The organism is Idiomarina sp. OXR-189, assembly GCF_034373425.1.
Lineage (GTDB): Bacteria > Pseudomonadota > Gammaproteobacteria > Enterobacterales > Alteromonadaceae > Idiomarina > Idiomarina zobellii.
The window spans coordinates 1,031,989-1,055,149 of the sequence record NZ_CP139706.1 but is presented as its reverse complement, the minus strand read 5'-3'; the positions used below and the strand labels follow the sequence as shown (position 1 = coordinate 1,055,149).

General features: G+C 47.0%; 22 protein-coding genes and 5 tRNA genes. 15 read left to right on the top strand and 12 right to left on the bottom strand.

All coding sequences use genetic code 11. From position 1 onward, the window contains the following. Position 1: 1 nt before the first annotated feature. Genes kdsA through hemA form a run of 7 tightly spaced genes read right to left on the bottom strand, consistent with a single transcriptional unit; the run spans position 2 to position 7,234 of the window. Entirely contained in the window at positions 2–844 is an 843-nt protein-coding gene (gene kdsA / locus UM402_RS05130) for a 3-deoxy-8-phosphooctulonate synthase (RefSeq protein ID WP_053952767.1), read from the bottom strand. Positions 845–859: 15 nt separating this feature from the next. Next, positions 860–2,131: a DUF819 domain-containing protein gene (locus tag UM402_RS05125; protein ID WP_053952768.1), complete on the bottom strand. Its 1,272-nt coding sequence runs from the start codon at positions 2,129–2,131 to the stop codon at positions 860–862. 16 nt (positions 2,132–2,147) lie between these two features. Beyond that, on the bottom strand, positions 2,148–2,522 hold the full coding sequence (locus tag UM402_RS05120; RefSeq protein WP_053952769.1) for a SirB2 family protein: 375 nt from the start codon (positions 2,520–2,522) through the stop codon (positions 2,148–2,150). Positions 2,523–2,544: 22 nt separating this feature from the next. Next, on the bottom strand, positions 2,545–4,017 hold the full coding sequence (locus UM402_RS05115) for a DUF3369 domain-containing protein (RefSeq protein WP_058579382.1): 1,473 nt from the start codon (positions 4,015–4,017) through the stop codon (positions 2,545–2,547). Then, on the bottom strand, positions 4,017–4,865 hold the full coding sequence (prmC, locus tag UM402_RS05110; protein WP_058579383.1) for a peptide chain release factor N(5)-glutamine methyltransferase: 849 nt from the start codon (positions 4,863–4,865) through the stop codon (positions 4,017–4,019). Before prmC ends, UM402_RS05115 begins: the two co-directional genes overlap by 1 nt. Then, complete coding sequence (gene prfA, locus UM402_RS05105; protein ID WP_058579384.1) at positions 4,862–5,956, bottom strand: peptide chain release factor 1; 1,095 nt, start codon at positions 5,954–5,956, stop codon at positions 4,862–4,864. The genes prmC and prfA overlap by 4 nt, the downstream gene beginning before the upstream one ends. Before the next feature lie 6 nt (positions 5,957–5,962). Then, on the bottom strand, positions 5,963–7,234 hold the full coding sequence (gene hemA / locus UM402_RS05100) for a glutamyl-tRNA reductase (RefSeq protein WP_058579385.1): 1,272 nt from the start codon (positions 7,232–7,234) through the stop codon (positions 5,963–5,965). Between the two features lie 134 nt (positions 7,235–7,368). On the opposite strand from hemA, the gene lolB reads away from it, so the two are divergent. The 6 genes from lolB to ychF all read left to right on the top strand — a co-directional run bounded on the left by lolB (position 7,369) and on the right by ychF (position 12,333). Then, the gene (gene lolB, locus UM402_RS05095; RefSeq protein ID WP_053952774.1) at positions 7,369–8,004 is read left to right on the top strand and encodes a lipoprotein insertase outer membrane protein LolB; all 636 of its coding nucleotides are present in this window, start codon (positions 7,369–7,371) and stop codon (positions 8,002–8,004) included. Further along, on the top strand, positions 7,986–8,846 hold the full coding sequence (gene ispE, locus UM402_RS05090) for a 4-(cytidine 5'-diphospho)-2-C-methyl-D-erythritol kinase (protein WP_058579386.1): 861 nt from the start codon (positions 7,986–7,988) through the stop codon (positions 8,844–8,846). The genes lolB and ispE overlap by 19 nt, the downstream gene beginning before the upstream one ends. 15 nt (positions 8,847–8,861) lie before the next feature. Then, positions 8,862–9,809 carry a ribose-phosphate pyrophosphokinase gene (locus tag UM402_RS05085; protein WP_053952776.1) on the top strand — a complete coding sequence of 316 codons (948 nt, stop codon included), beginning with the start codon at positions 8,862–8,864 and terminating at the stop codon, positions 9,807–9,809. Between the two features lie 142 nt (positions 9,810–9,951). Beyond that, on the top strand, positions 9,952–10,623 hold the full coding sequence (locus UM402_RS05080; protein WP_053952777.1) for a 50S ribosomal protein L25/general stress protein Ctc: 672 nt from the start codon (positions 9,952–9,954) through the stop codon (positions 10,621–10,623). Between the two features lie 15 nt (positions 10,624–10,638). Beyond that, complete coding sequence (pth, locus tag UM402_RS05075; protein WP_053952778.1) at positions 10,639–11,235, top strand: aminoacyl-tRNA hydrolase; 597 nt, start codon at positions 10,639–10,641, stop codon at positions 11,233–11,235. Between the two features lie 6 nt (positions 11,236–11,241). Beyond that, positions 11,242–12,333 (top strand): redox-regulated ATPase YchF, encoded by a 1,092-nt coding sequence (gene ychF, locus UM402_RS05070; protein ID WP_058579387.1) that lies wholly within the window; start codon positions 11,242–11,244, stop codon positions 12,331–12,333. Between the two features lie 44 nt (positions 12,334–12,377). Here the strand turns inward: ychF and UM402_RS05065 are convergent, their stop codons facing one another. The 4 genes from UM402_RS05065 to UM402_RS05050 are packed head-to-tail and all read right to left on the bottom strand — an operon-like array spanning position 12,378 to position 16,567. Continuing rightward, on the bottom strand, positions 12,378–12,785 hold the full coding sequence (locus tag UM402_RS05065) for a group I truncated hemoglobin (protein WP_058579388.1): 408 nt from the start codon (positions 12,783–12,785) through the stop codon (positions 12,378–12,380). Positions 12,786–12,796: 11 nt separating this feature from the next. Continuing rightward, positions 12,797–13,645, bottom strand: a complete 849-nt coding sequence (locus UM402_RS05060) for a DUF3034 family protein (RefSeq protein WP_289116700.1) — start codon at positions 13,643–13,645, stop codon at positions 12,797–12,799. Then, positions 13,638–15,899 (bottom strand): putative bifunctional diguanylate cyclase/phosphodiesterase, encoded by a 2,262-nt coding sequence (locus UM402_RS05055; RefSeq protein ID WP_058579389.1) that lies wholly within the window; start codon positions 15,897–15,899, stop codon positions 13,638–13,640. Before UM402_RS05055 ends, UM402_RS05060 begins: the two co-directional genes overlap by 8 nt. Beyond that, the gene (locus UM402_RS05050) at positions 15,896–16,567 is read right to left on the bottom strand and encodes a hypothetical protein (protein ID WP_058579390.1); all 672 of its coding nucleotides are present in this window, start codon (positions 16,565–16,567) and stop codon (positions 15,896–15,898) included. Before UM402_RS05050 ends, UM402_RS05055 begins: the two co-directional genes overlap by 4 nt. Positions 16,568–16,729: 162 nt before the next feature. Between UM402_RS05050 and UM402_RS05045 the strand changes: the two genes are divergently transcribed. The 7 genes from UM402_RS05045 (at position 16,730) to UM402_RS05015 (ending at position 19,442) form a co-directional block, all read left to right on the top strand. Beyond that, on the top strand, positions 16,730–18,112 hold the full coding sequence (locus UM402_RS05045) for a class II fumarate hydratase (protein ID WP_058579391.1): 1,383 nt from the start codon (positions 16,730–16,732) through the stop codon (positions 18,110–18,112). Positions 18,113–18,132: 20 nt separating this feature from the next. Beyond that, positions 18,133–18,801, top strand: coding sequence for an SDR family oxidoreductase (locus UM402_RS05040; RefSeq protein ID WP_058579392.1), 669 nt, complete (start codon positions 18,133–18,135; stop codon positions 18,799–18,801). Positions 18,802–18,945: 144 nt separating this feature from the next. Next, positions 18,946–19,022, top strand: a tRNA-Met gene (locus UM402_RS05035). A gap of 17 nt (positions 19,023–19,039) precedes the next feature. Then, positions 19,040–19,124: transfer RNA gene (locus UM402_RS05030), tRNA-Leu, on the top strand. Between the two features lie 24 nt (positions 19,125–19,148). Then, positions 19,149–19,223, top strand: a tRNA-Gln gene (locus UM402_RS05025). A gap of 43 nt (positions 19,224–19,266) precedes the next feature. Continuing rightward, positions 19,267–19,341: transfer RNA gene (locus tag UM402_RS05020), tRNA-Gln, on the top strand. Positions 19,342–19,355: 14 nt separating this feature from the next. Continuing rightward, positions 19,356–19,442 (top strand) — tRNA-Leu (locus UM402_RS05015). A gap of 68 nt (positions 19,443–19,510) precedes the next feature. Here the strand turns inward: UM402_RS05015 and UM402_RS05010 are convergent. Next, a complete protein-coding gene (locus UM402_RS05010) occupies positions 19,511–20,650 on the bottom strand; it encodes an FAD-dependent monooxygenase (protein ID WP_058579393.1) in 1,140 nt (379 codons plus the stop codon). A gap of 116 nt (positions 20,651–20,766) precedes the next feature. On the opposite strand from UM402_RS05010, the gene UM402_RS05005 reads away from it, so the two are divergent. Together UM402_RS05005 and miaB are read left to right on the top strand one after the other, a co-directional pair. Continuing rightward, on the top strand, positions 20,767–21,636 hold the full coding sequence (locus tag UM402_RS05005) for a DMT family transporter (RefSeq protein ID WP_058579394.1): 870 nt from the start codon (positions 20,767–20,769) through the stop codon (positions 21,634–21,636). Between the two features lie 82 nt (positions 21,637–21,718). Further along, a complete protein-coding gene (gene miaB / locus UM402_RS05000; RefSeq protein ID WP_058579395.1) occupies positions 21,719–23,158 on the top strand; it encodes a tRNA (N6-isopentenyl adenosine(37)-C2)-methylthiotransferase MiaB in 1,440 nt (479 codons plus the stop codon). The last annotated feature ends 3 nt before the right edge of the window (positions 23,159–23,161 follow it).

Genomic DNA, 23,161 nt, shown 5'->3' with positions numbered 1-23,161 from the left:
ACTAATTAGACGTATCCAATTCGCTGAATGACTTCACCAAGTCGTCAACGGCTTTCATTTGCTTTAAGTAATCTTCTAATGCGCGTAGTGGCAAAGCGCATGGCCCGTCACACTTGGCTTCATCGGGGTTAGGGTGTGCTTCAATAAACAAGCCCGCAATACCCAAAGCCATGCCAGAGCGCGCTAGTTGTGCTGCTTGAGCACGGCGTCCGTCAGCTGAGTCGCTGCGGCCACCCGGGCGCTGTAACGCGTGAGTCGCATCGAAAATGACCGGGGCCATGGTCTTCATTTCATCCATACCCAGCATATCAACCACCAGGTTGTTATAACCAAAACACGAGCCTCGTTCGCACAGCATGATATTTTGATTACCGGCTTCTGCGAACTTGCTAATAATATGCTTCATTTCATGTGGCGCTAAAAATTGAGGCTTTTTCACGTTAATCATGGCGCCCGTTTCAGCCATAGCAACAACCAGGTCTGTTTGACGCGCTAAAAACGCCGGTAGTTGAAGGATATCGACAACTTCAGACACTGGCTTAGCCTGATGAGGCTCGTGCACGTCGGTTATAAGCGGCACATTGAATTGCTGCTTTACTTCCTCAAAAATGCGCAGCCCTTCTTCCAGTCCAGGGCCACGAAAGGAATGCACCGATGAACGGTTTGCTTTGTCAAAAGACGCTTTAAAAACGTAAGGAATACCAAGCTTGTCCGTTACTTCAACATAATGTTCTGCGATTCGCAGTGCCAAGTCTCTAGACTCCAGCACATTCATTCCACCAAACAGAACAAAGGGACTGTCATTGGCTATTTCAATATCATTTAACGCTAACTTTGAAATCATGGTCATTCCTTTTAATTAACTGCCAACAACACGCAGTACTTGACCCGAGAAATACGCCATATAGGTACCGAGGGCATAGCCCATGACTGCCAGCAAGACCCCAACCGGAGCCAACGATGGGTGAAAGGCTGATGCAACCACCGGAGCCGAAGCGGCTCCGCCAACGTTAGCCTGGCTGCCAACTGCCATATAAAAAACAGGGGCGCGTAAAAGTTTAGCAACAAACAGCATTAATGACGCATGAATAATCATCCAGATAGCGCCAATAAGGAAATATTTGGGTGCTTCCACAATTTTAGTCACATCCATGTGTAGCCCAATGCTGGCTACTAGTACATAGACGAAAACAGAACCAATTTTAGAGGCCCCTGCCGCTTCCAACGAGCGTGCCCGAGTAAAAGACAGCGCGATACCACCTGCGGTTGCAAGCACGATAACCCAGAAGAACAAGCTATCTAAACTGAACTTGCTCAGCGCGGGGTAATGTTCACCAATAGCGGGGGCAATCCAGTCAGCTAACAAGTGAGCTATGCCAGCCACGCCAAAACCAATAGCTAAGATAAGCATTAGGTCTCTCAAACTAGGATTTCGAACGTGTTCAGCCTCGTACTTTTCAACTTTATGGCGAATAGCATCAATTGCCGAGGTATCCGCCCCTGTACGCTCGTCAATTTTCTTGGAATTGGCCGCCATATATAGCAATACCGCCATCCACAAGTTAGCGACAATAATATCCACCGTCACCATAGCAGAGAAAATATCACCACCGACTTCATACACTTCTTTCATTGCGGCTTGGTTTGCACCGCCGCCTATCCAGCTGCCGGCAATGGTTGTCATGCCGCGCCAAACAGCGTCTGGCCCTGCACCACCCAACATTTCAGGAAATATGAGCGACACCAAAAGCAGCGCAATCGGGCCGCCAATCACGATACCGAAAGTACCGGTTAGAAACAGTATTAGCGCTTTCGACCCCAGCCCCAGAATCGCTTTTAAATCCAGGCTTAAGGTTAGCAGCACCATACAGGCCGGCAGTAAGTAGTCCATTGTTATATCAGTTACTGCTGTCGCATTACCGTCAACAATTCCAAACGTATTGAGTAACGACGGCAGGAAGTAACAAAGTAACAGCGCAGGAACAAAGCGATAAAACTTTTTAAACGCCGGGTGGTCGCTATTATTGGTATAAAAAACGAACCCCAAAATAGCCATTAATAAACCGACGATAACGCCGTCGTTGGTAATAAGCGCGCTAGTCTCTGTTACTGCAGTTTCCGGTGCTAACATACAAACTCCCTTTCAATTAGCCGGCAATTAATGGTGTTTTAGACATAGCCACATGCAATAAAAACGCTATCCAGCCGCAAGCACCAACAAAACCAACCCAGCGCGTCACAGCAGACTGGCCTTTCATGGCGAAAATACCAAAAATAATGTAGCCAATAACACCAATGACTTTATCGGTTAACCAAGGCACTTCTATTGGATACATACCGACAGTCACCATAATGCCAATAGCACTCGCCAGTAGAAGTGTGTCGTTAACGTGAGGAACTATTTTTAGCCATTTTTTCTGTAATGCAGGAGAATCTAACAACCGCAAGACAAAGCGGAATAGAAATAAAATAATAGAAATGAAAACAAATAAAACATGCAGGTGTTTAAAAACAACGTACACAGTATAACCCCTTTATAATAAATTAAAGATTTCTAAGTTCGGGTAGTAGCTTCAGAGCCTGCTCGAGAAATTCCGGTGAGTAGTAACGGCCTTTTTCATCATCGAGTCGTGTTTTGATATCCGCATCGCTGGTTTCTTCTTCAAACCAGTCCACAAGCTGCTCGGTCAGTAACAACACCTGAGTGCTTAATGCAATATCGCTACCTTGCTTCCCTTCAGGAAGACCTAAGCCGTCCCAGCGCTCTAACCGTTCCATTAACGCACGATGTGCTTTTTGGGTAGCGTCATGTTGACCATGAGTCAGTGCTTTTAATGAACGAGCAACACGCTGCTGGCAAGTCGTTTCGTTAGCAGCAACAGCCGTCGAAGCACAATCTAACAACGGCCGAGCTTGTGCAAATAACGACCAGGCTAAAGCTGTTGCTTCCGCCTCGTCAGCATTAACCGCTTGTGACAACCGGTAAGCTATGCGCCCTTCTCTGCTTCCATCCAGCACATTATTAAAATGATTCGCATTGTGCAGCATCAACTGGTCGGCTAAGCGCGCCAAGAAATGATCAGAGTCTTCTAAACAAACAACATTGTCCTGCGCCAGCTGCACGTTTTCCGCAAACAATTGCAATACGTGATGATCATCGGCTGTTAACGTACGAGAACGGCCACCAATAAATAAAACCGAACCATGTGCTCGGCAATGACTGCGGCAATACAGCAGTACAAAGTCATCACCGTAAAACGAGCCATGGTTAGCAATCACGTTTTCTAGCTCGGCTAAGGCTTTTGAGGGAATAACCGACCGCAGAGTTTGCCCGACACTAACCTGAGAGTCTTCACCATGCGCGGCTAACACTTTATAAGACGTTCCTTCTTCATTGGCCGTCGCATAAAGGGTTTGCTTCGCCCCCCCAATAACCCAGCTTAACTGCTGAACTAAGCCATCAACAAAACTATTCATAGGCTGCAGTGCGTATAAGTTTGTTGATGCTGAAATAATTTTTTCCAAGCCATGACGGCTTTGATCTATAGACATAATATCGCGGTAGGAACGCAACGAGGACATCACTGCCGTAAAGAGTTTTTGCGCGGTTAATTCAGTCTTCGATTTGTAGTCGTTGATATCGTAATTAACAATAACGGTGCGCTCAGGGGCCTGGCCTGGCTGGCCTGTTCGCAAAATAATGCGGGTAAAATGATTATCCGCTTTCTCACGAATATAACGAGCAACCTGAAGCCCCGCGTCATCGGTTTCCATAACAACGTCCAGCAAGAGAATTGCCGCATCTGGATGCTCGTCGATAAGTTTTTTCGCTTCCTCCCCGGAAAAAGCACTATAAAACTTCAGACCTCGCCCCAGGAAATTAAAGTCGTTCAACGCCAATTTAGTGACCGCATGCACCTCTGGCTCGTCATCGACAATTAGAATTTTCCAGTATTCTGTCGGTAATTTTGTATTTTGCTGGCTGGCTTCATCAGCAAACATGAACTGGTTGCTCATTACTTGTCTCTCTCCGCCGTGACGTATTGTCCACCTGATACTCGCTCTACACTAGCATAATCCTGCCAGCGGTTAACCTTTTTATAACCATTTTTTGTGAGTAGCTCAATGACACTATCGGCCTGCTGCCATCCCTGCTCAAGTAATAGCCAACCGCCATTTACAAGATATGATGATGCACCAACAACAATGTTCTTAATATCGTCTAAACCATCACCGTTTGCTACCAAAGCACTTAACGGCTCAAACCGCACATCGCCCTGCACCAGGTGCGGGTCGGCTTCTTCAATATAAGGAGGGTTAGACACAATTAAGTCGAATGGCTTATCTGTTGACACGTTAGAGAACCAATCGCTTTGAAAAAACTCAACATCGAGGCTGTTACGTGTAGCATTGCGAGATGCCAAAGCCACTGCGTCGCCGTTCTTATCGCAACCAAGCACCTGCCAATTCGGCTTTTCTGACTTTAACGCCAAAGCAATAGCACCAGTCCCGGTGCCTAAGTCCAGCACTCTTGCGTTCTCGGGTAGGTTTAAACTCAAGGCTGCTTCTACCAGAGTTTCTGTGTCTCCCCTGGGTATTAATGTGCTTTCATTGGTTTCAAGTTCTAACGACCAAAACTCTTTACGCCCAGTAATATAGGCTATCGGCTTACCTTTCACCCTCTCACTAACCAAGGCTTGAAAGCGTTCCCATTGCACTTCTGTTAAGGCTTTCTCTGGCCATGTCATTATGTAAGTTTTGTTTTTGTCCAACACAAAGCTCAACAACGCAAAAACGTCAGCCCTAACGTCATCACTATGCGCTAGCTGCTGACGCGCCCACTGTTGCGCTTCTTCTATGGTCATTCTTGTCCTTCAGACAATGCCGCCAGCTGATCCGCCTGATGCTCAGTAATAATCGGATCCATAATCAAATCCAAGTCGCCCTGCAACACTTCATCCAGCCGATATAAGGTTAAGTTAATACGGTGGTCAGTGACACGACTTTGCGGGTAATTATAAGTTCGAATACGCTCTGAACGATCCCCGCTGCCCACTAAGTTACGACGGGTGCTTGCTTCTTCCTGCTGACGTTTTTCGTCCTCGATTTTCTGTAATCGAGCTTGCAGAACTGACATCGCTTTGGCGCGGTTTTTATGTTGTGAACGCTCTTCCTGACATTCAACAACAACGCCTGACGGCAAGTGCGTAATACGAATGGCCGAGTCCGTTCGGTTAACGTGCTGACCACCGGCGCCCGATGCGCGGAAAGTATCGACACGTAAGTCTGCCGGATTAATTTCTATGGCTTCGGCTTCCGGAATTTCTGGCAAAATAGCCACCGTACAGGCCGATGTATGGATACGGCCTTGTGACTCAGTTTCTGGTACGCGCTGCACACGATGACCACCGGACTCAAATTTCATACGGCCATAAGCGCCATCGCCATTCATTTGTGCAATAACTTCTTTATAGCCGCCGTGGTCACCTTCATTCGCACTTACTACAGAGATATTCCAGCCATGCTTTTCTGCGTAGCGGCTGTACATACGAAACAGGTCACCAGCAAAAATTGAGGCTTCATCACCACCAGCACCCGCTCGAATTTCCAGGTAGCAATTGCGATCATCGTTAGGATCTTTAGGCAGCAATAAAATTTGCAGTTGCTGTTCCAACTCAGTTTCGTTTTCTTTCGCCTGCTTTAGCTCTTCCTGAGCCATTTCCCGCATTTCCGGGTCGTCTTCTTCGGCCATGTCTTTAGCAGCGACCTGGTCTTCCTGGTTTTGCTTATATTTCTCAAAGCAGTCCACGACTTCCTCAAGCTGTGAATACTCTTTCGATAGCCCGCGAAAACGGTTCTGATCGGAAATAACATCCGGTTCACCCAGCAGCGCCTGAACTTCCTGGTAACGCTCAAGCAAACCTTCAAGTTTTCGTTCAATGGATGGATTCAACATATTCTTTTATTTGCCTTCTAAAGGGTCAGAACCGTCGCCTGACCACAATTGCTGTAACACCGCAAGTGTATACTGATCGTTGTTCTCACCTGCTGATTTTAACAAACTGGTAGGTTGGTGCGTCAGTTGCTGCACCAGTTTATGGCTAAATTGCTTCAGCACCTCTTCCGGCGCTTTACCTTGCTGCAGTTGAGCCAAGGCTCGTTCTAAATGAGTATCGGCGACAGCTTTCGTGTGTTGTCTGTATGACCGAACCAACTCCACACTGTTGAGCGACTGCAACCAGTCAGTAAACTCCTGCGCCTGCTGACGGATAATTACCTGCGCTTCTTTTGCTGCCTGCTCTCGGTTTCTTATGTTTTCACTAATAATGCTTTGTAAGTCGTCAACCGTATACAAATAGGCATCATCAAGCTCATTCACTTGCTCTTCTATATCCCTGGGCACGGCTAAATCAATCAGTAGCATCGGCTTATGGCGACGTTTCTTCAATGCCTTTTCAACCGTGCCTTTACCCACTATTGGTAAGGTACTGGCAGTTGAGCTCACCACAATATCAGCGTCAGGGAGAAGTTCAGACAGTTCTGACAAACTGTGCGCGGCACCATCCACTTTCTCAGCCAGCTCTCGTGCGCGTTGCAAGGTTCTGTTAGCGACTGTTATTTCCGTCACCCCTTGCTGCTTTAAGTGTTGGGCGACAAGTTCAGAAGTATCTCCAGCCCCAATTAATAACACTTTAGACTTGGCTAAGTTCGAAAAGATATGTCGCGCCATAGACACTGCGGCGTAAGCCACTGACACGGCATTTTGCCCAACGGCGGTTTCATTACGGACAGTTTTTGCGACACGGAATGTTTGCTGAAACAAACGCTCTAAAATACCGCCGACAGCCTCCTGCCGTTTCGCTATTTGATACGCCTGTTTTACTTGCCCGAGTATTTGCGGCTCCCCAAGCACAAGCGAGTCTAAGCCACTGGCAACAGACATTAAATGACTGATAGCCTGATCATTTTTAAACAGATAATGATGATTTTGCAGAGCGTCGGGAGGTAAGCTGTGAAAGCCTGTGAACCAACCGAGCAATAAATCGTCTGATACATCACCACGGCAATAAAGTTCGGTACGGTTACACGTCGAGACAATGACCGCTTCCTGCACGCCTTGTAAACCACGCACAGCCTGCAATGCAGCGTCGAGCTGCTCGGCATTGAAAGCAACTTGCTCACGCAAATCAACGGGGGCTGTTTTGTGGTTTATTCCCAGAGCTGAAATGGTCATCGGATTGTGTAACTCGTTATCTCAACGCGGTCATGATATTAAGTGGCAGTGATTGTACGTGAAAGCCCTAATCATTGAAAGTCACAGCGCTTTCTGGTCAACTAACGATCCATCGATTACGCCAATAGAAAAATATGATTCAATACCTAACTCGATTTGCGGTTTTGCTGGCTGTGTTGCTTTCCGCAGGCTGCTCAATACCAACACCGTCACACCAGGACAGTAGCCGACAAGTCAATGTTGAGCTTGTCAAAGCACACCAAAATAAGCTGAACACGTTAAATAGCTGGTCGATGTCAGGTCGCATGGCGCTTATTCAGAAAGAGCTCGACAAGCGTGACTCATTTTATGTTAATTGGCAATATCAACCGACTTATCAGGAACTTCGCTTTTCACATCCGTTAAAAGGTCAACTGGCAAGGCTGACCGTTAGCAACCAACAGGCAACGTTAGTAGACTCTAACGGAGCCATGCGCTCGGCGTTAAGTGCCCCTGCTCTTCTGGCGGATGTATTGCCGGTTTATATTCCTTTTGAGCATCTGCATCAATGGGTTGTCGGTCAAAAAACGTCACAACTGAAAAAACTCACGTATTACAACGACGGTACGCTAGCCAGTGCTTCAGTTATTCAAAATGATGAACAGTGGCGTATTCGATGGTTCTATAAGTTAGAAGCAGAAACAAAGCTCCCTCTCCCCGAGCAGGTGCACATTGAAAGCCCGACATTAAAAATAAAGGTACAAATGAACGAATGGCAGACCAGCAACTAACGCTACCAGCGCCGGCAAAACTGAACCTGTTTTTGCACATAACCGGACGCAGGAATGACGGCTATCACGAACTACAAACTGTTTTTCAATTTTTGGACTACGGCGACACCATAAGTTTTCAACCAGCGCCGGACGACCAGTTCGATTTCATAGATAGCAAGTCTCAAATTGCCAAAGAAGACAATTTAATTTGGAAAGCTTTAGAGCGGCTGCGCCAGGAGTATCTAAATAAAGGCATTAGTCAGTTGCCTGGCGTTACCATTGAAGTTACGAAACGTTTACCTCAAGGCGCAGGCTTAGGCGGCGGCTCATCGGACGCTGCCACAACGCTCGTTGGTCTTAATTACCTATGGGGAGAACGCTTGTCGAACAAGCAGCTTCAACAAATAGGCCTCGAGTTAGGCGCCGACGTTCCCGTATTTATCCATGGAAAGTCATGTTTCGCAGAAGGCATTGGTGAGCAGTTCACGGATGTTGAGCCGCCTACTCCCTGGTACTTGGTTGTTAAACCCAACGTCCATATTTCCACCGCTGAACTTTTTAATCACCCGGACCTAAGGCGAGACTGTAAATCGGTTGAAGCCGCTGACTGGGAACAAAGCCACCATGAAAATGTGTTCGAGCCAGTGGTCTGTGCTCTGCATCCTGAAGTTGCTAAATTACGCGATGCCTTGCTAGAATACGCTCCGACTCGGCTTACTGGCAGTGGAGCATGTCTATTTTCGACGTTCGAGAGCAGACAAGCGGCAGAGGAAGCACAAAAACAGGTTCCGCAAGGGCTGTTTTCATTTATCGCTCAAGGCCAGAACCGTTCACCACTATTCCAAACATTAACCCAATAAAAGTCGAGGTATGTTGTGCCTGACATGAAACTTTTCGCTGGCAACGCTACCCCCGAGCTAGCGCAGAAAATCGCCGATCGTTTATACATTAAACTGGGTGAAGCGTCTGTTGGACGTTTCAGTGATGGCGAAATCAGTGTCGCTATTAATGAAAATGTCCGCGGTTCCGATGTCTTTATTTTGCAATCCACCTGCGCACCTACCAACGATAACCTCATGGAACTTATCGTCATGGTTGATGCACTGCGTCGCGCATCTGCAGGTCGTATTACCGCTGTAATGCCTTATTTTGGCTACGCTCGCCAGGATCGCCGCGTTCGTTCTGCTCGTGTTCCTATTACTGCGAAAGTCGTTGCTGACTTTTTATCAAGCGTTGGTGTTGACCGCGTTCTGACCGTTGACTTGCATGCTGAGCAAATTCAAGGGTTCTTCGATGTTCCGGTTGATAACGTATTTGGCACACCTGTACTACTTGAGCACATGCGCCAACAGCAATTCGACAACCCTGTGGTTGTTTCTCCAGATATCGGTGGTGTTGTTCGCGCCCGCGCGTTTGCCAAGTTAATGGACGACACCGACTTAGCTATTATCGATAAGCGCCGCCCTTCTGCTAACGTTTCTCAGGTCATGCACATTATTGGGGATGTTAAAGGACGTGACTGTATTATTGTCGATGACATGATTGATACTGGCGGTACACTTTGTAAAGCAGCGGAAGCGCTGAAAAGCCATGGGGCTAAGCGCGTTTTTGCTTATGCAACACACCCGGTATTTTCCGGTAACGCTGTTAAGAATATAGAAGAGTCGGCGATTGACGAACTGGTAGTTACTGACAGTATTCCACTTAGCGAAGAAATGAAGGCGACAGGAAAAGTGAGCCAACTGACACTTTCCGGCATGTTGTCTGAAGCACTTCGTCGCGTCAGTAATGAAGAGTCTATCTCTGCAATGTTTGAGTACTGATAAAGTTGTTTTTTTGAGACTTCAGTGCTAGTATTGCGCGCCCTTGGAAACCGGCCTCGTCGTCGGTTTCTGAGTATCTGGGTCAGCAGCTTGGTCGCGAGTGCTGACAAATTAAAACATTTAACAATGAGAGCCCAATATCATGGCTGAATTAGATTTCACAATTAAAGCAAGTGTCCGTGGGGACAAGGGGAAAGGTGCGAGCCGCCGCCTGCGTCATGCGGATAAAGTACCTGCCATCCTATATGGTGGTAAAGGTGAGCCAGTAGCGTTAGAAATGGATCACAACAAAGTGAACAACATGGCTGACTACGAAGCCTTCTATTCACACATTCTGACGTTAGACATCGATGGCAAAAAAGAACAATGCATCTTAAAAGATATGCAGCGTCACCCATACAAGCCTAAGCTGACTCACTTGGACTTCCAACGTGTTGAGAAAGGCCAGAAGCTGCACACTAACGTACCTCTTCACTTCTTGAATGAAACAACGGCGAAAGGCGTTAAAGAAGAAGGTGGCGTTGTTGTTCACCACGTCAATGACGTTGAAATCCTGGTTCTTCCGAAAGACTTACCAGAGTACCTGGAAGTTGACATCGCAGAACTGAGCGTTGGTGACACTATTCACCTAACTGACTTGAACCTTCCTAAAGGTGTTGAGCTGGTAGAGTTGACTAAAGGTGAAGACCACGACCAGGCGGTTGTTTCTATCTCAGCTCCTCGCGTAGAGAAAGAAGAAGACGAAGAAGAAACAGTAGCACCGGATGAAGTTCCTGCAGAGAAGAGCAAAGACGACGCTGCTGACGAAGAGTAAGCACTAGTCCTAGCTATGGGAACAAGCATTAAGCTGTTAGTGGGCCTGGGGAATCCAGGCCCCGAATACGAAAAAACCCGCCATAACGCGGGTTTTTGGTTAGTTGAAGACTTTTGTCGACGACACGGCGTTACATTATCCGCCGATACCAAATCAAAAGCACTAATAGGCCGTTATCAGCAAGGCGCTCACGATCTGCGCATTGTGCTACCCCAGAATTACATGAACCGCAGCGGCTTTTCTGTCGCACATATCGCCAATTTCTATAAAATTCCGCCAGAGTCGATACTCGTCGCATACGATGAACTCGACCTACCTCCTGGCATAGCGAAATTTAAAAAAGGCGGCGGCGCGGGTGGCCATAACGGCATTAAAGATATTATCGCGCAAATTGGCAGCCAGGACTTCCTGCGACTGCGAATTGGCATTGGGCATCCTGGGCACAAATCGAAAGTAACAGGTTTTGTGCTGGGTAAAGCGCCAGCAACTGAACAGCGACTCATTGATGACTGTATCGATGAAGCCAGTCGCAGTATTGACACATTAATGGAACAAGGCTGGACGGATGCGCTTCAACGCCTCCACAGCTACCGTCCTCAACAGAAAGGTTAACTCATCATGGGATTTCGGTGTGGTATTGTTGGTTTACCCAACGTCGGTAAATCCACTTTGTTCAATGCACTGACTAAAGCAGGCATTGAAGCAGCAAACTTTCCTTTTTGTACAATTGAACCTAATACCGGTGTGGTTCCGGTTCCGGATACTCGCCTGGACAAACTAGCTTCAATTGTTAACCCAGAGAAAGTACTGCCAACGACCATGGAGTTCGTTGACATTGCAGGCCTGGTAAAAGGTGCCTCCAAAGGTGAAGGCTTAGGTAACCAGTTCCTGGCTAATATTCGTGAAACTGACGCTATTGGACATGTCGTCCGTTGTTTCGAAGATGACAACATTGTCCACGTTAGCGGCGGAATTAACCCTGCTGATGACATTGACACAATTAACACCGAATTAGCATTAGCCGATTTAGACTCCGTCGAAAAAGCTTTGCACCGTTTAGGCAAGAAAGCCAAAGGTGGCGACGCTCAGGCTAAGGCTGAAATTGCCGTACTGGAAAAGCTAAAGCCTGCACTGGATGAAGGCCATATGGCTCGTTCAGTAGAGTTGACGAAAGAAGACCGGGCAACCATTCGCTCATACAACTTACTGACATTGAAGCCAACTATGTACATTGCCAACGTCATTGAAGATGGCTTTGAAAATAACCCCCACCTGGACACAGTTCGCAAAATAGCGGCAACCGAGAATGCCGTTGTTGTGCCGGTTTGTGCGGCCATTGAATCAGAAATTGCTGAGCTGGACGACGCCGACAAAGAAGAGTTCCTGTCGGAGATTGGTCAGGAAGAGCCTGGACTTAACCGTGTTATTCGTTCTGGTTACGAGCTTCTGAACCTGCAAACATACTTTACGGCCGGTCCTAAAGAAGTTCGCGCATGGACGGTAAAAGTCGGTTCTACAGCGCCACAAGCCGCGGGTCGTATTCATACCGATTTTGAAAAAGGCTTTATCCGTGCTGAAGTCGTCGGCTATGACGACTACATTGAACATAACGGCGAGCAAGGTGCAAAAGACGCCGGTAAGTGGCGCCTGGAAGGTAAAGACTACATTGTTAAAGACGGTGACGTCATACACTTCCGCTTTAACGTCTAAGAATCTAATACTGCTTCAAAGCCGCTCCTTTTGAGCGGCTTTTTTTATTTTTCTGCTATATCTCCGTACATTGGAGCAAGTTTTGCCAGTAACTGGTTTTGAGCCGAAACAGGAATATTGTGCTTTTCCATTGCAATGATCAAATGTTCTACCAACGCGTTAAAATCGGCATGAGTTACTCCCATGCCTTCATGGGATACTTTCATGGTATCCCCACTGTAGTCGCATGGCCCACCAACCACATCGCAAACCTGTTCAGTAATGAGTTTATGAACGCGCACAATATCAACGCCATCGAAATGATGCACAATACGCTCATCACCACCAACCCGGTATAACATCTCCTCAACTATTGAAGAAATTCCTTCTTTTTCTCCTAATTGCTGATAAAGACTTTGCCCCAAGACTACAGGCGATAACAGAAGAAGAAACACGAAGCTTAATATTCTCATAGCTATTTCCTTTAAAACGCTGCTTGCAATGACAGATACCAGCCATTTTGGTCATCTAGACCTGCAATAGAACCTAAGTCGGTGTATGCGCCTACGACAGAAACCGCCTTTGATGGAAAGTACGCCACAAAAACATCTTTCCATGCGTTCTCTTTAGCGAAACTCAGGTTATCGGGCTTTTCCCGGAACTCAACACCGACAGCCCAATACCGGTTTAAAAATGCGACCACAGAAGCTTCAGCCACCCACTTGGCATTCTGCTCATTATCGCCGCCAAAGCCCAATAAACCAATCTGGTTTGCGCGCGTGCGACGTACCGTTAAGTTAGCAACCCAAGTTCGATGAAATGGCCCATCCAACCAAGCTTTAGCAGCACTGACATACCAGTCAGTATCACTGTCATCTAACGCGCCAACCGCGCTAGGTAGAGCAAATTTCTGATTTTTCTTATATTGTGCTCCAACACTTAATTGAGGCCAGTCACCGTAAACCAGATTTCCAAATAGACGAACTTTCGCACCCACTACCTTCTGCTCGAGCTCTCCCCCTATCGTCGATAGGTCGAATGTCTGCTGAGCATAAGACAGTTCGACACGATTGCTCCAGGAGAAGCTGGCTCCCTGAACGCTAAGTCGAAAATCATCAACAGAGACTTCACTGATATTAACGGTCGCTCCCCACTCTCCAGTATCTGCATAGGAGCTGAGCGTCGCCCAGGGAACAATACCACCACCTCCGGCTCCCTCAATAGTCGACGCACCGCCTGTCGCTAGTAACTTTGACCCAGTATCGGCAAAAGTTGTTAACGGAGACACTGCAAGCACCAAAGCAGCTGCACTCAATAATCCTCGTTTAATCACAAGACTCTCCCTGTAGTCTGTTATTAAAATCATTAAAAGAAATTGGCTTGCTAAAGTAGAACCCCTGAAGAACATCACACTTCTGTTTTTTCAGCCATTCCCAGCTTTCAGTGTCTTCAACTCCTTCCGCAACGACTCTTAACCCAAGTTCATGGGCAAGCTGAATTGTTGACCGAACAATTGACTGATCAACCGGGCTGCTCACTAGATATTGAACAAAAGCCCTATCTATTTTTAATTCAGTTACCGGCAAACGTCGCATTTGTTCCAGTGACGAATAACCCGTTCCGTAGTCATCAATAGAAACCTGATAACCTTTCTCCCTAAGCCAGTTTAATCGTTCAATCGCCGCATCCGGATCACTCACAATGGCACTTTCGGTCACTTCAAGGACCAAGTGTCTATTCAGTGCAGGCATATCTTCTTCAAGCTCAGCGATAACAGAAAGAATTTCGTCACTAAGCAAATCAATGGCAGAAAGGTTAATACTTAAACTAAAACCGTCTGGCGCATTAAGATGCCGTAGGTAATCCGCAGACTGCCTGAATACCCATTGCGTCAGCTTTTTTATTAGCCCTGACTGTTCAGCCAGTGGAATAAATTCATCAGGCCCGACAAAACCAAGCTTTTCACTGTTCCATCTTAATAGGGCTTCCGCGCCTATGGTTTTTCCGCTTTGTGTTTCTATTTTTGGCTGAAGAAGCAAAGTTAGTTCATCATTTTCAGCCGCGTAGTCCAGGTGTTCCAGGATATCAAGCTTCCGCAAGTGCTGCTCATCAAGCCCTTCAGTGTAAAAGAACACAAAGTCATGTTGTCGTTTAGCTTCCTGCGCACTCACCTGCGCTCGGCGTAACAACGTATCGAAGGCTTTGCCTTGTCGAGGAAACTCGACAGCACCAACATTAAAAGACACCGGATAATCACTCTCACCTACTTTTACGGGCTTTTCAAGGAATGAGTAAAGTTTCTGAATAAGCTTATGTTTCTCTGATAACTCCTGCTCAAAAACCAAGGCAAACTCATCACCGCCGATACGAGCTGATAGGCACTGTTCATCAAAATCTATAATCCGCTGAGCAACTTGTTTTAACACAAGATCCCCGACCTCTTGGCCGAGAGTATCGTTCAATGTTCGGAATTTACGGATATTGACCAACAGTAATGTTCCTACTGAGCCGGCCTTAAGCAACCCTTCTAAATCGGCGGCAAACTGGGTTCTATTCGGCAGCCGAGTCAGTTGATCGTGCGTCGCTTGAAAAGATATACGTCGTTCACGCTCAGACACAGCCCCTTTCATTGACTCAAAGGTTATTGCTAATTCACCAAATTCATCGGCACGCTTCTCAAGATTCAAGTCGCCATAGTCACCTTTTTGCAGTTGTTTAGCCGCTTCCGTCAGTCTTGAAAGCGGCCTTGAGACACTGCGTGCCATCAGTAAAGCAACCCCACCAGCTATTAACACAGCAAGCCCGCCAATCAACAACATTTGCAGCTGAACACGGTGAAAGTCGGCCATAGCTTCTTCAAGTGACGACGACAACAGTACGTGCACTTGTTCCCCCTGCGAAGCATCAAGCAATGCCTCTTTCCCAACTAACGCTTGTTGCTCGAGCCAGTTAGGTAGAGCGCTTTGACGTTTCAGCGCACTCTGCAAGTTAACCTGGACACCCGGCTCAAGGCTGGATGCTATTAACTTTTTTGAGGACTCATTCCAAAGCGTTATATCAGCATTCGCCAAATTTTGTAGCTCTGTCGCCAACTGAGAATCTATCTGAAAACCTAGAGTAGCCCAGGCAATAAGTTGCGGAGCCTTCACCGGAACCGTTATCAACTGAAACAGCTCACCATCAACAATGGCCAGCTGCTGACCACTTGAGTTATTAGTAATTTCATCACCAATTGGGTGGGTGGCAGCAATCTCTTCTCCTGTCGGCGTTCGTAGCACCATCAATTCAGTATTGATGCGCTCTCCGTGATTCACTAATACGGACACGATAGTGTCTTTATCGCCGCTAGCCACTGCTCGCTTGAAGCCAAAGTCATCGGTCAACACTTGTGCCGCTTGCAGCAACAACTCACTGCGGCTATTCAGAAGTTCGCGAAAAACTCGTTCACTGACATTCAGCTCTTGAGCGATGGAGCGTTCAGCTTGTTGTTTTACACTAAAGCCCATTGCTGTCAGAGACAGTGCAATAGCCCCTGAAACAAGCAGCAATAGAATAACAACCAGTCTGGTGCGAAAGCGCCGAATCATAAATTACCTGTTCGGTTGAATCGTTGCTCTAGACGTGACTTTGGTTCCTTGTCTTCCTCTTCGTTTATCACATTTAACGACAGCGTTCTGTTTTCTCCATTCACCAAAGACACCTCTTTTGCCAACGTTAGATCCGAACCTATCAGCGGATGCCATAGACGAGCCTTTACTGATGACTCGCTCTGGATATTTATATCGAGAGTCACTTTGCCTTCTTCATCGGTTACCCAGGCGGTTTCTCGGTCAGTAATAATGATATGGGCTATCATTTGGTCATGAATATTGCAGCCTAATGTCACCAAACCCGGTTTATTAAAGCTTAATGTCGGCTTTTCTTCATTCGCGTATAACTTAAGCTCAAAAGGCTTAGGCTTCGAGAACGAATAGACATGATGACGAATATTGTCGCTGTTTGGGAAAGTGACTTCACTTCCGGCTTTTATAGCCGTCATAAAGGGGGTGAACTGACGATCAACCTGATCAATGATCGTTTTCTCGATTTTGAGCTCTGCATTGTCAGTCACATATTCGTTATCAACAATGACCACTGCATTTGGCAATGGCTTGTCCTTTGCGTCAACAATAGTCAGCGTCAGCTCTTCTGCATTAACCGTCATGACCGACTGAAAACACACGAAAGTGACCAAAAGGTAATTAAGCGCTCTCAAATGAAACTCCATTTTAGATTAATAATTCTAGATTACCCCACATCACAAATTCCGCAACTTTAGCTTACCTAATAAACTGATCTTCATCTCGCTCAGCTCGTAATGTGTTATACCTATTAAAGTTAACTTTGAATAAACACTTTGCCGCAGGAGGTTTACTTTATGACTCAAGGATATCGCACTGAAAGCGACAGTATGGGTGAAGTTCAGGTTCCTGAAGACGCGCTCTACGCGGCACAGACACAACGCGCGGTCGACAACTTCGCAATAAGCGGGTTAACGATGCCAACCGATATGATTCAGGCTATAGCCAGAGTCAAAGCGGCAGCAGCTAAAGCCAATACCAAAGTGGGCAGTTTAGAAGAAAAGCAGCGAGACGCAATTGTCAAAGCCGCCGAACAAATTATAAACGGTGAGCACCAAGCCCATTTCCCTATCGACATTTTTCAAACGGGCTCGGGCACCAGCTCTAATATGAACGTCAATGAAGTTATCGCTAACTTGTGCAAACAGGACGGCGTTGACGTTCACCCCAATGACCACGTCAACCAGAGTCAATCGAGCAATGATGTCATACCTACGTCCATTCAAGTTGCCAGCGTGTTGGCCGTGGAGGAACAATTGCAGCCAGCCATTAAACATTTAATGGAGGTTATTCGGAGTAAAGCTGTCGAGCTTCGGGACGTCGTAAAAACCGGACGAACCCACTTAATGGACGCAATGCCAATGACATTGGCGCAAGAGCTGGAAGCATGGGCTGGACAGCTTAGCCATTCGGCAGAACAGCTACCACAATTGCTTCAGCACAGCCGTATTCTGCCCCAGGGCGGTACAGCGATAGGTACCGGAATTAATGCCCCAGAGGGCTTCGCAGAAGCCTTTGCAAAAGAACTCAGCGACTTTACCGGTACTGAATTTAAGGCATCCCCAAATCCATTTACAGGCATTGCGGGACAAGAATTGAATCTGCAGTTACACGGCCAATTGAATACCCTGGCCACGACGCTGTTAAAAATAAGCAATGACTTACGCTGGATGAACAGTGGTCCACTAGCTGGCCTGGGGGAAATTCAGTTAACGGCACTTCAACCCGGCAGCAGCATAATGCCCGGTAAAGTAAACCCGGTAATACCGGAAGCCGTGGCTATGGTGGCTGCACAAGTTAACGGCAACCACACCACTATTACAACTGCGGCTCAGCAAGGAAACTTTCAGCTGAACGTTATGCTGCCCGTTGTGGCCTATAATTTACTACAGTCGATAGAGCTTCTGACAAACGGCTGTCATGCCTTAGCTGATAAAGCCATTAAAGATTTTGAAGTCAACGAAGAGCGCCTTAATGAAGCCTTGGCTAAAAACCCTATTTTAGTGACCGCGCTTAATCCTGTTATTGGTTACAGTAAAGCCGCTGAGATAGCGAAAAGGGCTTACCAAAACGGTCGCCCTATTATCGATGTTGCGGACGAAATGACCGATTTAGGACGTGAGCGCCTGGAACAACTATTAAACCCTAAAAAGTTAACAGAAGGTGGCGTCAGCCAATAACGGATTAAAGGAGTCGTACAATGAGTCAACCTCATGTCGTTATAACAGGAGCAAACCGGGGCATTGGTTTTGAATTTGCAAAGCAATATGCCGAAAAAGGCTACAAAGTGACGGCTGTTTGCCGTAATAACTCTAAGCAGTTAACCGAATTGGATGTCGACATTATAGAAGGTGTTGACGTTACCAAAGCTTCAGACTTGTTGCGCTTAAAAGAAACATTGGCCGACAAGAAAGTGGACATTTTGATCAATAACGCAGGGCTACTACACAAGGATGTTTTAGGTGAGCTGGACGCTGGTACCATTCGGGCGCAATTTGAGGTCAATGCATTAGCGCCCTTGCGGGTAACCGAGGCGTTACTGGATAACTTATCAAAAGGCAGCAAAATTGCGTTGATTACGAGCCGGATGGGCTCAATTTCAGACAACGGCTCGGGCAGCCGCTATGGCTACAGAATGTCTAAAGCCGCGTTAAATGCAGCGGGCAAGTCTCTTTCTATTGATCTAAAAGACAAAGGCATTGCTGTCGCGATACTGCATCCAGGCTTCGTCCAGACCGACATGGTCAATCATGCGGGGGATATTCCGGCAGAAACGGCGGCCGAACGACTCATGCAACGAATCGACGAACTTTCAATGGAGTCGACGGGCGAGTTTTACCACAGCAATGGTGACCCTCTCCCGTGGTAATCTGACTTCTTTTTAATCAAATGACTGTTTTTTTGCACAAACGCGCTGCTTTATCGTATTTTTTCTCAAAAATAGGTTGACGGGTTGCGGAGCGATTTGCATAATACGCGCCGCACTCACAGAGAGCGGAAAGTTAAAAAAGTTGGCTACGTAGCTCAGCTGGTTAGAGCACAGCACTCATAATGCTGGGGTCGCAAGTTCGAATCTCGCCGTAGCCACCAACTTAACTGAGAAATGTGCGGACGTGGTGGAATTGGTAGACACGCTGGATTTAGGTTCCAGTGCCTCACGGCGTGAGAGTTCAAGTCTCTCCGTCCGCACCAACTCTCTCTCAGGGTAGCTAAAATTGGGGCATAGCCAAGCGGTAAGGCAGCGGGTTTTGATCCCGCGATTCCCAGGTTCGATCCCTGGTGCCCCAGCCATTAGCTTCTTTAATTTATTTTGTGATTGCTGTCCTTAGTTGGATGGGGCATAGCCAAGCGGTAAGGCAGCGGGTTTTGATCCCGCGATTCCCAGGTTCGATCCCTGGTGCCCCAGCCATACTAACTACTGTTGCGGTGGTGGCGGAATTGGTAGACGCGCTAGCTTCAGGTGCTAGTGTCCGAAAGGACGTGAGGGTTCAAGTCCCTCCCTCCGCACCACAACAGACAATGGCCACCTCAGGGTGGTTTTTTTGTGCCTGTTTTTAGTCTCACTTCCCTGTACTCACCTAATCTCCAATAGCTTGCTTTATTAAGAAGTTTTTCAGCAACGGCGCTTTTGCCGCGGTTAGCGAGACATCAGCAATGAACCGCGCTAGTGGATGAGTACTGCGCCAGCTTATTTGAAGCGCATCCATTAACCGCATCATTTTAGCATTCTCAAATTTTCGTTGTTTTTCGTATACGTTAAGCGCCTGAGCCACTGGCTTGTTAGATAATTCGTTGAGCAAGCACTGAATATCGGCGAAACCCAGGTTAACCCCCTGCCCCGCCATAGGATGAATACTGTGTGCCGAGTCCCCTAAAAGCGCAATACAACCATTAGAGGTATAATATAATGCGTGCTTACGTTGCAAAGGAAAGCTAGCCGCTTTTATGACGCGAAATTTTCCGACACGAGGCTCGAACACAGAATACAAATGTTTCTGAAGCGCCGACTCATCGTGCTGAAGCGCCCTAATGCTGGCTCTTTCATCGTAGTCAATGAGGCAGGCTTTTGTATCAGACAACGGCAGTAACGCGTAAGGTCCCTGCGGTCTGAATACTTCCCAGGTCTCCGGCTCTATAGGTTGTTCTAGCTCAACATTCGCAAGCAAACAGCGTTGATCGTAGTCCCAACCGCGATAGGCAATATTACTGAGTTTGGCAATAACGGAGTTCGCGCCATCACACCCCAGCAGTAAATCGAAAGGTATGTGTTCGTTGTTCGTCAGCCTAACCGTTTTCTGCTGACTGTCTAACGAGTCAATACGTTGCTCAGTAACGAAATCGACATTGTCATAGTCGCGTAAACACTGCCAAAGCGAAGACTGTAACGCATTGTTTTCTACCATAACTCCCAGCGATGTCAGGCCCACTTCACTAGCATCAAAGGTTAAGCTCTGCCCTGACTGAGTAGTCACGGTTAATCGTTGGTAATCTTTTACTTTGCCTGGGTCAATAACACCATGAATGCCAAGTGATAAAAGCCACTGCCAGTTAGCGGCATTCACAGATGAAATTCTGAGGTCCCAATTATTGCCTTGGTTGTCGAGTGACGGTGGGTTGCTCTCAAATAATTTAACGTGGGCCCCAGCTTTCGCGAACGCAAGCGCCGAAGCCGCACCAACCATACCACCACCATTTATGACAACTGTTAAATCTTGCATAGAACCGCAAAAGCCTGTGATTTTAAGTTCTCTATAAATAACACATTTTTAGTGTCTTTTCCGTTATCATGGGCAGATTCAGCGGTAGAAATATCACATTTTTTAAGAGCACACGAATGCCAACAACAGACACCTCTCAAAAAGCTGTTATTCTCGCCTCGTTTTTAATTTTAAGCGCGGAAGCGAGCTTTGCTGGTGTGAGTGCTCTGGTAAAATTCATCAGCCAGGATCAACCCTTCGAGCAACTGGTCTTTTTTCGCAACTTAACCGCATTTTTAGTGTTACTGCCATGGCTTTGGCGAAAAGGTACCTGCTCTTTAAAAACAACACGACTCAGCTTGCACTTAGTCAGAGCGGCTGCCGGCATCACTGCGATGTATCTCTTCTTTTATGCCATTGCCACCATACCGCTTGCTCAAGCCACATTGGTACTACTGTTATCGCCATTTCTAATTCCCGTGATTGGCTGGCTTTGGTTAAAGGATTATGTCGCCCGTCAAACCTGGCTGGCTATTGCCCTTGGTTTTGTTGGCGTGTTTATTTTCCTAGACCCAATGAACAGTGAACTGTCTCCGGTCATTGCTGTGGCATTTTTAGCAGCGGCTTTAGCCGCATTTACTAAGACCGTAATACGTCGTATGTCCAGCACAGAATCGGCCAGCAAAATTGTGTTTTACTTTTCGGCATTAGCCACAATTGCGTCAGGCATTCCTTTACTTTGGTTATGGGAGCCTATTCCGAGCCATCATTGGTTTGGTGTTTTAGCGATGGGTTTACTGGCCGTATACGGTCAGTTAGCTATGACCAAAGCCTTTTCAATTGCCCCTCCGGCAAAAGTCGGCGTATTTACTTACAGCTCTGTTATTTTCGCCGCACTACTGGGCTTTTGGCTGTTTAATGAAGCACTTGCCTGGCACATGTTATGGGGCGCTCTCATCATATTTGTGGCGGGTTATTTTGCAATACGATCGCGTCGTAAAAGCTAGCAAATTCGTGTTTGGCAATTTGCCCCAATAAACGATAAAATACGCGGTCTTAATTCTAGAACCTATCAACCATCGAGTCGTCATGAGCAAGAAGTTATATATCAAAACATGGGGTTGTCAGATGAACGAGTACGATTCAGCAAAAATGGCTGACTTACTCAAATCGACGCACGGGTACGATGTGGCAGAAGAAGCAGAAGACGCTGATCTGATCTTACTGAATACCTGCTCCATTCGCGAAAAAGCTCAGGAAAAGGTTTTCCATCAGCTGGGGCGTTGGAAAAACCTTAAGCAGAAAAAGCCAGACTTACTCATTGGCGTGGGTGGCTGCGTGGCTTCGCAAGAAGGCGATGAAATACGTTCACGCGCGCCTTTCGTCGACATTATATTTGGGCCGCAGACATTGCACCGTTTACCGGAAATGGTTAACCAAGTCAGCGAAACCCACGCACCGATGGTTGATGTATCTTTCCCTGAAATAGAGAAATTCGACCGTTTACCGGAGCCCAAAGCAGACGGCGCTAGTGCATTCGTATCTATTATGGAAGGTTGCAGCAAATACTGTTCGTTCTGCGTGGTTCCTTATACTCGTGGTGAAGAAGTCAGCCGCCCTGTTGACGATGTTATTTATGAAATCGCTCAGCTGGCAGATCAAGGTGTACGCGAAGTTAATTTGCTTGGTCAAAACGTAAATGCCTACTTAGGTGAACACTTTGACGGCACTCAATGTCGCTTTGCTGAGTTACTTCACCTGGTTGCAGCCATTGATGGTATTGACCGTATTCGTTACACCACGTCGCATCCGGTTGAATTTACAGACGATATTATTGAAGCCTACACAACGATCCCTGAACTGGTCAGTCACCTGCACTTACCGGTGCAAAGTGGTTCAGACCGCGTACTAACAATGATGAAACGCGGCCATACTGCGCTTGAATACAAATCCAAAATGCGTGCATTAAAGAAAGCACGTCCAGACATTGCCCTGTCATCTGACTTTATTATTGGCTTTCCGGGTGAGTCCGATGCCGATTTTCAGGCTACGATGGATTTGATCCAGGCAGTTGATTTTGACATGAGTTTCAGCTTTATTTATAGCGCACGTCCGGGCACTCCGGCTGCAGACTTACCTGACGATGTTTCAGAAGAAACGAAAAAGCAGCGCTTGCAAATTTTACAGCAGCGACTGAACCAACAGTCTATGGCGCACGCGCGACGTATGTTGGACACCGAGCAGAGAATTCTGGTCACCGGACCATCGAAGAAAAACCCGATGGAACTGTCAGGCAGAACGGAAAATAACCGGGTTGTAAACTTTGTTGGGCAACCCCATATGATAGATCAGTTCGTTGATGTTCGTATCACCGAAGTGTTACCGAACAGCTTACGTGGTGAGCTTATTCGCGAAGAAGCTGACATGGGACTGCGTGTCGACACCGCGCCCGAAACTATTTTACAAAGAGGCAAAGTCAACGAACCCGATGAATTGGGTGTTGTGAAAATGCCTCCCCAAGCGAGTTAAAGA

What these genes read in the sequence shown, in the direction of transcription:
- kdsA (WP_053952767.1), bottom strand. Translation starts at nt 844, where the DNA reads ATGATTTCAAAGTTAGCGTTAAATGATATTGAAATAGCCAATGACAGT.
- ychF (WP_058579387.1), top strand. Translation starts at nt 11,242, where the DNA reads ATGGGATTTCGGTGTGGTATTGTTGGTTTACCCAACGTCGGTAAATCC.
- prfA (WP_058579384.1), bottom strand. Translation starts at nt 5,956, where the DNA reads ATGTTGAATCCATCCATTGAACGAAAACTTGAAGGTTTGCTTGAGCGT.
- hemA (WP_058579385.1), bottom strand. Translation starts at nt 7,234, where the DNA reads ATGACCATTTCAGCTCTGGGAATAAACCACAAAACAGCCCCCGTTGAT.
- UM402_RS05125 (WP_053952768.1), bottom strand. Translation starts at nt 2,131, where the DNA reads ATGTTAGCACCGGAAACTGCAGTAACAGAGACTAGCGCGCTTATTACC.
- prmC (WP_058579383.1), bottom strand. Translation starts at nt 4,865, where the DNA reads ATGACCATAGAAGAAGCGCAACAGTGGGCGCGTCAGCAGCTAGCGCAT.
- UM402_RS05040 (WP_058579392.1), top strand. Translation starts at nt 18,133, where the DNA reads ATGAGTCAACCTCATGTCGTTATAACAGGAGCAAACCGGGGCATTGGT.
- UM402_RS05065 (WP_058579388.1), bottom strand. Translation starts at nt 12,785, where the DNA reads ATGAGAATATTAAGCTTCGTGTTTCTTCTTCTGTTATCGCCTGTAGTC.
- UM402_RS05115 (WP_058579382.1), bottom strand. Translation starts at nt 4,017, where the DNA reads ATGAGCAACCAGTTCATGTTTGCTGATGAAGCCAGCCAGCAAAATACA.
- UM402_RS05055 (WP_058579389.1), bottom strand. Translation starts at nt 15,899, where the DNA reads ATGATTCGGCGCTTTCGCACCAGACTGGTTGTTATTCTATTGCTGCTT.
- UM402_RS05005 (WP_058579394.1), top strand. Translation starts at nt 20,767, where the DNA reads ATGCCAACAACAGACACCTCTCAAAAAGCTGTTATTCTCGCCTCGTTT.
- miaB (WP_058579395.1), top strand. Translation starts at nt 21,719, where the DNA reads ATGAGCAAGAAGTTATATATCAAAACATGGGGTTGTCAGATGAACGAG.
- UM402_RS05080 (WP_053952777.1), top strand. Translation starts at nt 9,952, where the DNA reads ATGGCTGAATTAGATTTCACAATTAAAGCAAGTGTCCGTGGGGACAAG.
- UM402_RS05010 (WP_058579393.1), bottom strand. Translation starts at nt 20,650, where the DNA reads ATGCAAGATTTAACAGTTGTCATAAATGGTGGTGGTATGGTTGGTGCG.
- ispE (WP_058579386.1), top strand. Translation starts at nt 7,986, where the DNA reads ATGGCAGACCAGCAACTAACGCTACCAGCGCCGGCAAAACTGAACCTG.
- lolB (WP_053952774.1), top strand. Translation starts at nt 7,369, where the DNA reads ATGATTCAATACCTAACTCGATTTGCGGTTTTGCTGGCTGTGTTGCTT.
- UM402_RS05045 (WP_058579391.1), top strand. Translation starts at nt 16,730, where the DNA reads ATGACTCAAGGATATCGCACTGAAAGCGACAGTATGGGTGAAGTTCAG.
- pth (WP_053952778.1), top strand. Translation starts at nt 10,639, where the DNA reads ATGGGAACAAGCATTAAGCTGTTAGTGGGCCTGGGGAATCCAGGCCCC.